This is a genomic window from Streptomyces sp. NPDC055749, from assembly GCF_053617235.1.
Map to the genome: position 1 here is coordinate 88,203 of NZ_JBSHFH010000002.1, position 12,968 is coordinate 101,170.

Consider the following 12,968-nt stretch of genomic DNA (forward strand, 5'->3'; position numbering starts at 1 on the left):
CGCGGGGCGGTCCACCGGTACTGCGGCGAATGCCGGGCCGGTGTCACGGGCCCTGTCGTACGGGCCCGGATATGAGGATGCCCGATCGCTGGCGACGGGGGATGCACCAGCGACCGGGCTTCCAGAACGGTAACAAGAGATCTGCCGTTCGCAAATTCGATCTCGCCTATTCGGACAGCCATTTACCCGCGAGTACGGTCGCTGTGACGCGAGTCACCGGACCGTCCCGCGGGTAATCGTCACTGTCAGCTGAGCGTCACTTGGCGGTTGGTGAGCCCGCCGCGCGCCCGACGCTCCTCGGGGCTGAGAGGGGCATCCGAAGCGAGCGCTTCCGCGAGCCGCTCCGCAAGCTGCGCGGCCGGCTTCTCGCACTCCTCCGCGCCCATCGTGCGCGGCAGGTCCCAGACGGGAACCATCAGGCCGTGGGCCCGAAAGGACCCGACCAGACGGGTGTCGTCGCCCAGCGAGGACGTCCCCGCCGCGTGCAGCCGTGCGAGTGCGTCGAGGAGCTGCTCCTCGGGGTGCGGCATGACCCAGCGCAGGTGGTTCTTCTCCGGGGTCTCGCACCAGTACGCGGCGTCCACGCCGGAGAGCAGCGTGGTCGGGATCGCGGCGTCGTTGGCCCGCTCCAGGGAGGCGGACACCTCGGCCGTGGCGTTCTCGGCGTCCGGGACCCAGAACTCGAAACCGGAGTGGACGACCGGCTCGAACGGGGCGCCGGGGTCGAGCACGTCCTGGAGACGCGGACCGTCGGCCGGTACGCGCCGGGCGGCGACCGGCGTGCCCGGCTCCGCTTCCAGCGCCCGCTGCAGAGTGTCCGCGAGGTCGCGGCTCAGGTCGCCGGAAGAGGTGTCGTTCTGCAGGGCGAGCAGTACGGAACCGTCGTCGCGGCGCAGCGCGGGCCAGGCCATGGGCAGTACGGTCGCGAGCGTCACGGACGGCACGCCATCGGGCAGTCCGCCCTTCAGCGTCAGCTCGACGGTGGCGGCGGGCACCAGCTCGCGCAGGGCGACCCAGTCGCACTCGCCGGAAAGCCCCTCGAAGGGGCGCTGGACCAGTTCGGTCACGGCCTGGGCGGCGGCGCGTCCGTGACACGCCTTGTAGCGGCGGCCAGAACCGCACGGGCAGGGCTCGCGGGCCCCGACGACCGGGATCTCACCATCCTTGAGCTGCTGCTTCCCGGCCTTGGTCTGAGGGCGCTTCTTGGCCATGGTGGGCATTCTCCCGATTGCGACAGTGCGGTCTCGGCCGCGAGCCTAGCCGCCTGTGCCGCTGCCCGGACACACATGCCGGGCGCGGCCCTTGCGCGCCCCTCACTGCCGGGCCGGTGCGCGACGCTCCGTCCGCCCGTCACCCCATGTCGTCGAAGGCGTCGGCGAAGCCGAGGCCGTCGAGTCCGCCCAGCTCGTCCAGCCCGTCGAGGCCGTTGACGCGGTTGATGCCGTTGACGCTGTTGTGCCCACTGAGTCCGTCGGGCCCGTCGGTGTCGCCCCCGGTGCGCTCGTCGGTCCCGTGCTCCTGGGCCACCTGCGCCCAGACGGTGACTTCGCCCGACGAGTCGTCGCGTACGCCCCACTCCTGGGCGAGCGCGTTGATGATGTTGAGCCCCCGACCGCCCCGAGCGGTCACCGAAGGCGTGGCCGGGACCGGCCGGGTCGGCCCGCCGCCGTCCGTCACTTCGACGGTCAGCTCGCCCGTTCCGTCGACGCGCCATGCGGCGCGGACATCGCCGTCACCCACCTCTGTGTGCTGCCCCAGCGGCCTGCCGTGTCTGCAGGCATTGCTGAGAAGTTCGGAAAGGATCAGAACTGCATCGTCGACGACCGCGTCCGAGACCCCGTTGCTGCGAAGCTGCTCGCGCATACGGTGCCGCGCCTGCCCCACGCCCGCAGGGCCATGGGGTACGGCCATGCTCGACGACGTGGGCACTTCCTGTGCCACCACCAACGCCACCCCCGGACCTCCTTCGCCCCACGCCACGGATTGGATGCCCCACTGGACTGGACCGGAAACCGGCCAAAGGTCTGCCAGTGACGCACTCGTAACGATCGGATACGGAACGAATGCGCCGGTGTACTCCCCGTAACGGATGTTAAAGGCGACCCAGTTGGGACAGGACCTGCTTTGGGCGGTTCGTGATGATTGCCTCCACTCCGAGGCGTGCGCAGAGCTCGACGTCCTCCGGTTCGTTCACCGTCCAGACGTGCACGCGGTGGCCCGCGCGGTGCAGCCGGTCGATGTAGCCGGGGTGACTGCGTACGATCCGCATCCCCGGACCGGCGATCCGGGCACCCGCGGGAAGCCGTCCGTCCCGGAGCCTCGGGGTGACGAACTGCATCAGATAGACCGTCGGCAGCGTGGGCGCGGCTGCCTCGACGCGGTGCAGGGAGCGAGCCGAGAAGCTCATGATGCGTACCGGCGATGGTCCGTCGGCCGGAGGATCGTCCAGATCGAAGCGCTTGAGCAGGTGCAGCAACCGCTCCTCGACCTGCCCGGCCCAGCGTGTGGGGTGTTTGGTCTCGATGGCCAGCTGGAGGGGCCGCCCGGCCGCGCGCGTATCGGTGACGAGTTCGAGGAGGCGTTCCAGCGTGAGTACGGAGGTGAGCTCACCCGGCGCCGGATCCCAGTCCGGGGACTCCTCGCGGTCCTTCCAGGAGCCGAAGTCGAGCGCGGCGAGAGCGGAGAGCTCCAGAGCGGAGACGGCACCGCGGCCGTTGGACGTGCGGTTCACCCTGCGGTCGTGGACACAGACGAGATGTCCGTCCGCGGTGAGCCGCACATCGCACTCCAGGGCGTCGGCCCCGTCCTCGATCGCCTTCCGGTAGGCGGCGAGGGTGTGCTCGGGTGCGTCGTCCGAGGCCCCGCGGTGGGCGATGACCTGGATGGGGGTGCGGATGGTGTGCTGCCGTGCGTCGGTCACCGCGTCATGGTGTCACCCGGTGGGCGAGAGGCGCGCGCACCTTCTGAAGGGCGACATAAAGGGAGACCGTTTTGCCTGATGTAAAGATTGGTGTGCGGATGCACAGGTCCTGCTTACAGTGGCCTGACGTGCTGTGGGAAAAGCTGACCGCAGACACGTGCACAGCGGATCTCTTGCCGAAGACCGAGTGGAACCGAGGAGTAAAGAGCTGTGAGCACCGAGAACGAGGGCAACGAGGGCGCTGCGGTCCCGGCCGTACCGCCTGTTCCGTCCACACCTCCAGTGCCGCCGGCCGCTGCTCCCGAGGGCATGCCCCCGTCCGCGGCGGCCCCGGCCGTTCCCGCTGAGGCACCGACGGCTCCCACGCCGGCCGTCACCCCTGCCCCTGTCCCGGTCCTTGACGGGGCTTCCGAGGACCAGTCGCACGAAACTCTCCAGCAGTCCTATCAGCAGGACCACCAGCGGGACTATCAGCAGCCGAACCAGGAGCCGTACCAGCAGCCCGCGGACTCGGGCGGCTGGCCGCCTCCCCCTCCGGCCATCCCCTCCTACGCCGGAGGCGGCGGCGACGCGGGCCCGGTCTGGGGTGCTCCGGCGCCCACGGCCCCGGAACCGGCGCGCAAGCGGCGCGCGAGCGGTCTGGTCGCCGCGGTGGCCGTGGCGGCGCTCGTCGCCGGCGGCGTCGGCGGAGCCCTCGGCTACTGGGTGGCCGACCGGAACGACACGGACTCCGGCACCGGATCGACCACGGTCGCGGCCTCGAACAGCCCGAAGGACTTCAAGCGCGCCGAGGGCACGGTCGCCGGCGTCGCGGCGAAGGCCCTGCCCAGCGTCGTCACGATCGACGCCCAGAACGGCGACGGCGAGGGCGGTTCCGGCACCGGCTTCGTGTACGACAAGGAGGGCCACATCCTCACGAACAACCACGTGGTGGCCTCCGCTGCGGACAGCGGCCAGCTGACGGCGACGTTCTCCAACGGCAAGAAGTACGCCGCCGAGGTCGTCGGCCGTGCCCAGGGCTACGACGTGGCCGTACTGAAGCTGAAGAACGCACCGCAGGGCCTCACCCCGCTGGCCCTCGGCGACTCGGACCAGGTCGCGGTCGGCGACTCGACCATCGCGATCGGTGCGCCGTTCGGCCTGTCCAACACGGTCACCACGGGCATCATCAGCGCCAAGAACCGCCCGGTCGCCTCCGGTGACGGTTCCAGCAGCAAGAACTCGTACATGAGCGCCCTGCAGACCGATGCCTCGATCAACCCGGGCAACTCCGGCGGCCCGCTGCTCGACGCGGGCGGCGCGGTCATCGGCATCAACTCGGCCATCCAGTCGACCAGCGGCGGCGGCCAGTCCCAGGCGGGCTCGATCGGCCTCGGCTTCGCCATCCCGGTCAACCAGGCGAAGAACGTCGCCGAGCAACTGATCAAGACGGGTGAGCCGGTCTACCCGGTGATCGGCGCGACGGTCACGATGGACGAGACGACGGGCGGCGCGGTCATCTCGGAGGAGGGCGCGGGCGGCACCCCGGCGGTCTCTCCCGACGGCCCCGCGGCCAAGGCCGGGCTCAAGGGGGGCGACGTGATCACGAAGTTCAACGACACCGTGATCGAGAGCGGCCCCACCCTGATCGGCGAGATCTGGACCCACAAGCCGGGCGACAAGGTCACGCTGACCTACAAGCGCGACGGCAAGACGGCAACGGCCGAACTCACCCTGGGCGAGCGCGAGGGCGACAGCTGACCGGCTAGGCTGTCCTTCGCGTCGAGGCGGGCCCGCGGCCCGTCGGCTCGATGACGCGGGGGTGGGTTGCCCGAGCGGCCTAAGGGAACGGTCTTGAAAACCGTCGTGGCAGCGATGTCACCGTGGGTTCAAATCCCACACCCACCGCCGAGGTCAGAGTAAGTGCAGGTCAGAGGGCGGGTCCCGAATTCGGGGGCCCGCCCTCTGTGTTCACCCTGTCTCACCTTGACTCACCCATATCCCGGTTCTGACCAGTGCGTATGGGCCATGTGTGGGCCAGGATCGGCGACTCAGCCGCCGTTCAGCCCCTGCTCGATGAGCGCGTTTGCGCGGGACTGCTGGCCCTTCAGGAGCTTGGCGTAGAAGCGGAAGAGAACGGTCAGGCTGTGGCCCGCCCGTTGCGCGACCTCCACGGGGTCCACTCCGGAGTTGATCCACAGGGAGACCCCCGCGTGACGGAGGGAGTACGGGACGTCTGCGAGGGGCGTCTTCGCCTCCTTCGCCGACAGAGCCTTGAGGCGAGCTGAGTCCCAGAGAGCGCAGTATTCCGTGGACCCGACGCGTCCGCCCTCCGCCGCCCGGAAGAGTCGGCCGTCGTCCGCAGCCCCGTGCCTTTCCTTGTGCTCCCGGAGCATCGCCGTGAGCACGGGCGGGATGGGGACCGACCGAGTCGCGGTACGGGCCCGGCGCTTGAGCCCCCGTTGGTCGTACGACTTCCCGTCGTCGGTCCACCCCGAGCCGACCTCCGGACGGCTTCCGGCAAGGATGAGTTCACCCCACCCGGTCTTCGGCAGCGTGCAGTCCTCCGCGCGCAGGGCCGCGATCTCCGACGGCCGCATGGCGGCGTAGTAGAGGCACCCGAAGAACGCGGCCAGATGCTCGCCCCGCCCACTGAGCTGCCGTACGGCGTCGATGAGCGCGGCGGCCTGCACCGGGTTCGGGACGTACCGGAAGTCGACTTCGTCGTCCCGTACGGGGGCCGTCCAGTCCACACGGCCCAGCGGGTTGGCGGGGAGGATCGTGCGCTCGACTGCGTACCGCAGCGTGTTGCTCAGCACCATGCGCTTGCGGTTCACCGTGTTGTCGGCGGCGGGCTTCCCGTTGAGCTTCGTGGCGATGGCGTCCAGGGCCGCGCGCAGCCGATCGGCCCGGGCTACTTCCGTCATCTTGTACGTGTTCGAGGCGATCCACGTGAGAGCTGCGGCGACATCGGCCGGCGCCTGCTCGACCTCGTGGCGCAGGCGCAGCGTTCCGTCCTTGTCCTGCATTGCGCGGAAGGCCCATCCGTACAGCGCCTTCCGCAGGACGGCGGAGTCAGGGGCCCCGCGCGAACTGGACACAAAGGCCGGGGTGACGTTGGCCAGTGTCTCGGCGATGCTCGCCCGGTGCTTGGCCGCTGCCTTCGGCCACTTCATCAGCACGTACGCGGTGGCGTGCTCGTACCAGGTGGGTGTGGTCAATGCCTCGAACTCCGAGGCGGGGAGCCCGGTCTCCTCGTCGAACTGCTCCCGGTTACGCAACGCGGCCAGCAACTCGGACTGCCGCCCTTCGGCCTGCGGCTTGAGCTTGAAGCTCCGCGAGTGCGAGCGCTCTCCGACCCGCCACCGCAGCTCGAACGGCTTCGGACGGCCCTTCCGCTGCCGGATGGACCAGATGTCTACGTCGTACGTGAGCATGGCTCTCCAAAAGCGGGAGAGGGCCCACCGGATCGGCGGGCCCTCTCGTAATGGGTGAATCAGGCGGCGGACTGCTCGTACTGGCTGAGCCAGGCGTCAAGGTCGGCACGGCGGACGCGGATCTGCTTGTTGGGGAGCTTGATGAGCTTCGGGGCGAGGCCGCGGGCGCGCATTCGGTAGAAGGCGGCGCGGCTCATGCCGAGTTCGGAGAGGACTTCGGGGAGCTTGAGCATCTGCGGGCGAGCCACGGTGCGACTCCTTTGGGAGAGCGACGGGTCATAGAGCTGTGGGCTTTCGGGGTCTGCGACTGTCCTAGGTGCGGATTTCTGCGTCACAGCGTCACCAGCGTCACGCGGGCTTCTGACCTGGGGTTTTGCGTGACGCGGCGGTGTGGGGTGCGTCATCGGTGCGTCACGGGCTGCGTCACGGCGTGACGCAGGTGACGCAGGATGACGCAGAGCTTGCCGTCTGCGTCACGCCCGTAACCGCAGGCCAGGGGCTGGTTTTTCCGTCAGCGTGACGCTGTGACGCAGAGCTTCCCTACTTAGGAAAAAGGAAGGAGCGTCTGTAGTAGTCCGGTTGCCCCTCAGAGCGTGAATGAGGAGCCGCTGCGCGGCACGACTACCGGGCGGCGTTCCGCCGAACAGCAAGAAGAGCACGCCGCGCCGGGTGCTCTTCTTGCTTGTCCGGGTGAGCGAGCAGTGCGGGTCAGAACACGCCCGGCTGCTCGTGTGGGGGTGGGGTGGCCTGGCGGGTCATTTCGAGGTAGCGGCCCTCGCGGGTACGGCCCGAATCGATGAGGACTCCCCGGGCGGCGAGGGTCGGTTGGAGGCGCTTGAGCCGGTCGGAGAGGACTTTTCCGGTGGTCGGCCAGCCCCTGGGCAGGGGCCGCATTTCGTCGCCGCCGTAGAGGCGGCTGAGGCACTGCAGCCACTCGGTGGAAGTCATCTGCTGCTCGGCGCCCGGCGCCAGGCCGACGGCGTGCGCGAGGACGGTCTGCGCAAGCAGGTCGCCTTCAATCACGTCGTCGTTCAGGTCGTCCAGGCTGGCCCGGTAGGCGGTGAGCGCTCCGAGGCTGGTTGCCGCGTCGAGCTGCGCGCACAGGTGGGCGAAGTCGGCCATCCGCAGATCGGTGGGGGTCTCCGCCTCAGCGGCGCGAACCTTGACCGTGAGGTCCAGCAGCGAGCCGAGGACGACGGGCAAAGCGTCCTCGAACTCCGCCCACAGCTCAGCCTCGGTACGCCTCACGGTGGGACGCTCCAGCCGCAGGGGCAGAAGCCGTTCGGCGAGGTCGGGCCGGATGACGCCGACGTCGATGCCGGTGAGGAGTAGGGGGCGGCGGTAGCGGGCCCGGTGCACGTCCCCGTCGGTGAACAGGGCCCTTTTGACGCTCTCGGCCCCCGTGACGATGCAGCACATGGCATCGGACAGGTCCGGCGTCATGTGGGACAGGTTGTCCAGCGCGGTGACCCACCCCGCCGCCACGGCCGCGATCAGGTTCTCCTCATCCTTCGGAGCCCGACGCAGGTCACCACTCATGCCCTCGATGATCCGCACGAGCATCCGGCCGGCCGTGGACTTCCCCGCGCCCTGCGGGCCGGTAAGGAACGGGGCAGGGACGGGCACCGACGGCCCCAGACAACCGACCAGCCACGCCATGGCCAGGCACTCGGTCTCCGCGTTGGCGAAGTTCGTCAGCCTGAACAGAAGGTCGATGCCCTTGCCGTCGGTGTCCTTGACCGGCAACGGGAGTTCCCCGGTGAGCTGGGTGCGGCGCCAGCACACCTCGCGCGGGTCGGGGATGGTGATGTCCCAGCCGGTGGGGTGGATGCGGACGGACTGCCCGTCATTGCGGCCCAGGTCCAGCCACGTCGCTCCGTCGAATCCGGGGGCGACTCGGATTTGTACGGGCTGGGTGTCCTCCGTCAGTGCGAGGGCTTCGATCAAGTCCAGCGCCTCCTTGAGCGCGGTCCCGTTGAACACGCCGCGCCCGTCTTTGAACAGGCCGACCATGAGTTCCTGGCGGTGGCTTCCCGTGGTGCCCTGGGAGCGGATCGGCCGGGCCACGGGGTGGCCGTTCTTCTGGGCGTACACGGTGCCGTCAGCGGTGCGGAAGTACCGGAAGTGCTGCTGCGCGTAGTCGGTGATGACCTCACGTGCCGGGTTCTTCTCGTCGTCGGACATGGTCACAGTCCCAATCGGGTGCGGGCGTTGGTCCACGCGTCGGTGCAGTGCCGGGCGGATTCGCCCTTGGCCTGGGCGGCAGCGAACAGCCGCCCGACGTGCGTGTCGGTGAGGCAGCCGCACCGGCCATGGGCGGACAGCACGGCGAGGAAGGTGCGGTAGACGGTCGCGTGGACCGCGCTGGGGGCCTCGGTGATGCGCTGCTCGGCCATGGCGATGCCACGGTCCAGGTAGGCGGGCGTGCGATGGCGACACTGCCCGGCCCCAGCCCCTGCCGCCAACGTGATGACGTGCGGTGAAGGCCGGACCGCGGGGGGCTCCTTGACGGCCAGTGCGCGCACGGCGCCCGGCAGGTCGGTCATAGTGCCGGTCCCGGGACCGAGCCACCGCGCATAGGCCATCGTGGACTTGATGTCGACGCCTCCACGAACGGCGTTCACTGACTGCATCGCACCCCGGTAGATCCAGTGCTCGCCCCGTGTCGTGGGTACGGTCCGGGTGGCCGGGAGCGTCTGGCGGGCCCACATGACCGCCTCCGTGTTGTCGAGGTCGACGACGGTCAGCCCGGCCCCACCGGGGTGGTAGGCCACGGTCTGAGCCTGCCCCCACACAGCCGCCCACGGGCGGCCGGTGAGAACGGCGGGGTCGGTGGTGGCGGCGGCCCATCCGTGGCAGGGACGGGGGCAGTGGCAGGGGCCGGGGGTCTTCATGTTCGGCCGGCCGCCGCAGGCGTTGTCGCGGCAGGCCGGGCAGTTCCCGAACGGGACCTTCCCGGCTCGCAGCGGCAGCACCGGCACGCTGGCCGCGGCGAGTGTCAGTGCGGTTTGAAGGTGAGCCCCACGGTCCCGGCCTCGCAGGATGGTGGTGGGCTGAGTCATGCTGGATGTCTCCAGTTCTGTTGAGGGCTGGGAGACAAGGGCGGCCCCGGATCATTGGCGTGAGACAGGGGCCGCCCTTGGCGTAGCTAGGGGTTGGTGGGCGGGAGTTCGGGGAGTCCAGCCCGGGTGAGCGTGGCGGGGTCGAAGCCGGGCAGGGTGGCGCGGGCGGTGAGTGCCTGAGCGAGGGCGTCGGCGTAGGCGACGGATTCGCGGGCCACCTCGATGTGTGTCCGGCTGCGGAGCAGTTCCACCCGCTCGGTGTGGGCGTGGTCCTCGCGCCGGACGGTGGTCTGCCGGTCGTAGGCGACGGTGTCGCGGCGGTCGGTGCGCCAGTACCGGGCTGCGATCCCGTACGCCACCGTGGTCGCCAGGACCCACAGCAGTAGCGGGAGAGGCAGGCCGTCGGCGTATCCGGCGACGCCCGCGAGAGCGAGTCCGCCGGAGGTGGCGAATGCGGTTCCGGCGAGCACTCCGTCACCGCCACCGCGCCCGGCAGCGGCGAAAGCGCCGGCCGTTGCGGCTCCGGCCGCGAGCACGACCATCAACGCCGCGTTGCCGGTGCTGTGTTCGGCGCCGTTGGCGTTCCAGATCCGGCCCAGGATGAGCACGGTGGACGTGGCAACAGCCGGTGCAACCTTCGGGGCCGCGAGCGCGACCCAGTGGCGGGCGACGATCTGTTCGTTCATGGCGGTGCCTCCTACAGGTCCGGGATGGCTTCGATGACGGCGGTGGTGAGTTCGTTGATGGGTCCGGACGCGCCGGTGGAGGCGAGGAAGAACCCGAACATGACGGCTATGAACGCGGAGCCCCAGCCGAGGGTGTTGGAGCGGAGCAGGAAGAACAGGACCAGTCCGAACAGCAGGACCAGCGAGACGGTGACAACCACAGTGGTTTCCCTTCGGGTGGGTTAGCGGGTGCCGTCGCGGTGGAGGCGGGCGGCGACGTTGTAGAGGTGACGGCCGACGCGTATGCGTTTGCCGGTGGCCTTGCAGCGGCGGCAGTCCTTGCCGCGCTTGGCCTTGCCCTTGCGGTCGGTCTTGATGGCGTGGCCCCAGCCGCGGCACTTGCGGCAGTCACCGAACGGGCTGGCCGCACACAGAGTCGCGTAACAGAGCGTGAGCACGAGAAGGAGTGCGCTAGCGAGCAGGGCAGGGGTCATGAGGGGCCTCCCGGGCCTGTTTCAGGGGTTTCCGCAGGTGGGGCGCTAGTGACTAGCTCCCTGATCAATGCGGGTTTGTGCCGCTAGCGGTGCCGCTAGACCTAGCGGGGTGTACTGCTAGGTCTAGCGGCGAACGGTGTCAGCCCGCGTCCCGGTTTCCGTCACGCTCCGCAATCACGGTGAGGATGTGGGAGCGCTCGATGCCACGCCGGTTGGCGCCCTTCCCGGCCTCGGTCTTGCCCCACACCTGGCCGGTGCTGACCCCATGCGGCTTGAGCGCTGCGGCCAGCTGTTCGGGCTCCCACCCGCCGTAGACGTCCGGCCGCAGCTCCGCGAGGCGTGCCACGACAACTTCGGACCACAGCTTCGGCTCTTCGGCCGGCACGACCGCGAGGATGTCCGCGAGCAGGTCAAAGCCGCTCGACTCCCGGTCCTCGAACGACTCCCCCGCGGCGTGGCCGGTGAGGGTTCCGGCGGCTTCGCGCAGGCGGCGGGCCCGCAGCCCGATCACCTCAGCCGTGGGCGCGTCCACGTAGACGGACGAGACGATCCGCGCGTCAGAACCTTCACCGACGAAGTAGTGGATGCCCTTGTCCTTCCAGCTGAACATCGTGGCCCGGATGCCCCGCTTGTAGCTGCTGGTGCCGAGGACCATGTCGTTCTCCAGCTGGCCCATGACCTTCAGGCACCACCGGGCCGACGCGTTCGCGCTGATCCCGGTGGGCAGGGCCTTGGCGTCCGGTCGCTGGGTGGCCAGCAGCAGGACGATTCCGGTGGCGGGGCCGCGCTTGACCAGGTCGGTGCAGATCTCCTCGAACTCCCCGCCGTGCTTGGGGTGCTCGAACCAGACCTGGCACTCATCCACCCCGATCACGATCGGGTGCAGACCAAGCTTCGGCTTGGACGCCAGCTCGGACGTCACCTTCGACTCGGGGCAGATGTCCCGGGGCAGGGACCGGATCATCTTCGCCCGGCGCCGCAGCTCGGTACGCAGTTCCCGCAGGTCAGCGAGCGCGTAATCAATGTCTTCATCGTCGTCCCCGGCCCGGTGGCGGTGCGAGACCCGCTCGCCCACCGGGTCGAGGTCGCCGGTTCCCTTGAGGTCGTAGGTGTGGACCTCGGCGCGGGAGTCGAGTGCGGCGATGAGCAGGAGCAGGCGGAGCAGGAAGGTCTTGCCCATGCGGGGGATGGCTCCGATGACGCCTGCGATGTACATCAGGGTGATGTCGACCCAGCGTCCGCGCTGGTCAGTGCCGAAGGAGACCGGCTTGAACAGGTCGACGGACCCGCCCTTGATGAGCGGCCATGCGGGTTTCGTGGCGGTCGACATGTCCTGATCCCCGACCCACAGCACGAGGCGCCCGGTGTGCTCGTTCGGTACGGCTTCGGGCCACACACAGCCGAGGGGGCGGCGCAGGCCGGAGGCCAGTTTGTCGCGGCGCTCGATCACGTCGGTCACCGTGACGCCGTACGGGAGGTCGCCCTCCGCGCGCCATCCGGGGCCGTCGCGGGTGATCGGGGCGGTGAACGTGAACCCGTCCCGCCCCTTGCCCTGCACCTGGTTGATGGCCGTGATGCCGAGTGCTCCCAGGGCCCGCAGGACAATGTCGGAGGTGAGCTTGGGTGCCTTGGTCATCTCGACTGCGCGGGTGATGACGGGCGCGTCGGCCTGTGTACCGGCCGAACCCAAAGCGAGCAGCACCGCCCCGACCGAGATGGCTTGGAGCCAGCCGGGGGCGAGGACGTAGATGGCGAGCGCGGCACCCAGCCCAACGAACATGGCAAGCACCGTGACCAGAGTCCGCAGCCGTACCCGGCCGTCGCGCTGTCGGGAGAGCTTGAGGTACTCGGCTGCGTCCTCGCGCCGGACGGAGGCGAGTCGGACCGGCTCGCCCTCCCGGTCGGCCACCCACCGCATCGTCCCGCCCAGGAACTTCGCAGCCCCACGCGGCGACTGGAACGCGAGGCGGGTCGCGTAGTACGGGGAGCGCAGGGCGTGGTACCCGGCCAGGTGACCGTAGTGACCAGCGGCCCAGCGGGTCGCGGTCCGCAGCTCGGTCGTCGACCGGAGCCACAGAGGGAGGATCGCGCGGCGCTTGGCGCCCATGAGTCGGCCCAGGAATCCGGGGCCGACCGGCTGCGCACCGTCGACCATCACACGCTCGGTCGGGTCGCCCGACCCACCACCCGACTCACCACTGCGGGAGTCGGCCGACCGGTCGGTGTGCGGGTCGGCCGACTCGGTACGGGCCGACCGCGCCTTGTCGAGGTCGACCACATCGGCCCCCGAATCGGGTCCGGAGGTGGTGGCCATGTCGGCTTCGAGTCGGTTGAAGAGTTCGTTCTCGTCGTCGTGATTCACTGACTGTCCTTCCTGGACAAGGGAGTGGGCACGGGCCCGACCGACGCTG

Annotated in this window: 12 protein-coding genes and 1 tRNA gene; 2 read left to right on the plus strand and 11 right to left on the minus strand. The window is 69.7% G+C overall.

Annotated features, from left to right (window positions below; all coding sequences use genetic code 11):
- Positions 1-245: 245 nt before the first annotated feature.
- The 3 genes from ACWGO0_RS02165 to ACWGO0_RS02175 form a co-directional block, all read right to left on the minus strand.
- Positions 246-1,211: a DUF5926 family protein gene (locus ACWGO0_RS02165; RefSeq protein ID WP_453526623.1), complete on the minus strand. Its 966-nt coding sequence runs from the start codon at positions 1,209-1,211 to the stop codon at positions 246-248.
- Between the two features lie 139 nt (positions 1,212-1,350).
- Entirely contained in the window at positions 1,351-1,953 is a 603-nt protein-coding gene (locus tag ACWGO0_RS02170; protein WP_453526626.1) for an ATP-binding protein, read from the minus strand.
- Positions 1,954-2,092: 139 nt separating this feature from the next.
- A complete protein-coding gene (locus ACWGO0_RS02175) occupies positions 2,093-2,920 on the minus strand; it encodes a glycerophosphodiester phosphodiesterase (protein ID WP_453526629.1) in 828 nt (275 codons plus the stop codon).
- 210 nt (positions 2,921-3,130) lie between these two features.
- Here ACWGO0_RS02175 and ACWGO0_RS02180 point away from each other — a divergent pair, with 210 nt between their 5' ends.
- Both ACWGO0_RS02180 and ACWGO0_RS02185 read left to right on the plus strand, forming a co-directional pair.
- Positions 3,131-4,660, plus strand: a complete 1,530-nt coding sequence (locus ACWGO0_RS02180; RefSeq protein WP_453526632.1) for a S1C family serine protease — start codon at positions 3,131-3,133, stop codon at positions 4,658-4,660.
- Between the two features lie 60 nt (positions 4,661-4,720).
- Positions 4,721-4,807, plus strand: a tRNA-Ser gene (locus ACWGO0_RS02185).
- 143 nt (positions 4,808-4,950) lie between these two features.
- On the opposite strand, the gene ACWGO0_RS02190 is transcribed toward ACWGO0_RS02185, so the two are convergent.
- The 8 genes from ACWGO0_RS02190 to ACWGO0_RS02225 all read right to left on the minus strand — a co-directional run bounded on the left by ACWGO0_RS02190 (position 4,951) and on the right by ACWGO0_RS02225 (position 12,919).
- Positions 4,951-6,336 carry a tyrosine-type recombinase/integrase gene (locus tag ACWGO0_RS02190; protein WP_453526634.1) on the minus strand — a complete coding sequence of 462 codons (1,386 nt, stop codon included), beginning with the start codon at positions 6,334-6,336 and terminating at the stop codon, positions 4,951-4,953.
- Positions 6,337-6,395: 59 nt separating this feature from the next.
- On the minus strand, positions 6,396-6,584 hold the full coding sequence (locus ACWGO0_RS02195) for a helix-turn-helix transcriptional regulator (protein WP_453526637.1): 189 nt from the start codon (positions 6,582-6,584) through the stop codon (positions 6,396-6,398).
- 460 nt (positions 6,585-7,044) lie between these two features.
- A complete protein-coding gene (locus tag ACWGO0_RS02200) occupies positions 7,045-8,520 on the minus strand; it encodes an ATP-binding protein (RefSeq protein WP_453526639.1) in 1,476 nt (491 codons plus the stop codon).
- A gap of 2 nt (positions 8,521-8,522) precedes the next feature.
- A complete protein-coding gene (locus ACWGO0_RS02205; protein WP_453526642.1) occupies positions 8,523-9,398 on the minus strand; it encodes a DNA primase in 876 nt (291 codons plus the stop codon).
- Positions 9,399-9,484: 86 nt separating this feature from the next.
- Positions 9,485-10,084, minus strand: a complete 600-nt coding sequence (locus tag ACWGO0_RS02210; RefSeq protein ID WP_453526645.1) for a hypothetical protein — start codon at positions 10,082-10,084, stop codon at positions 9,485-9,487.
- Between the two features lie 11 nt (positions 10,085-10,095).
- Positions 10,096-10,284, minus strand: coding sequence for a hypothetical protein (locus ACWGO0_RS02215; protein WP_453526647.1), 189 nt, complete (start codon positions 10,282-10,284; stop codon positions 10,096-10,098).
- A 21-nt stretch (positions 10,285-10,305) separates the two neighbouring features.
- A complete protein-coding gene (locus ACWGO0_RS02220; RefSeq protein ID WP_453526650.1) occupies positions 10,306-10,557 on the minus strand; it encodes a hypothetical protein in 252 nt (83 codons plus the stop codon).
- 139 nt (positions 10,558-10,696) lie between these two features.
- Complete coding sequence (locus ACWGO0_RS02225; protein WP_453526653.1) at positions 10,697-12,919, minus strand: cell division protein FtsK; 2,223 nt, start codon at positions 12,917-12,919, stop codon at positions 10,697-10,699.
- Positions 12,920-12,968: the final 49 nt, after the last annotated feature.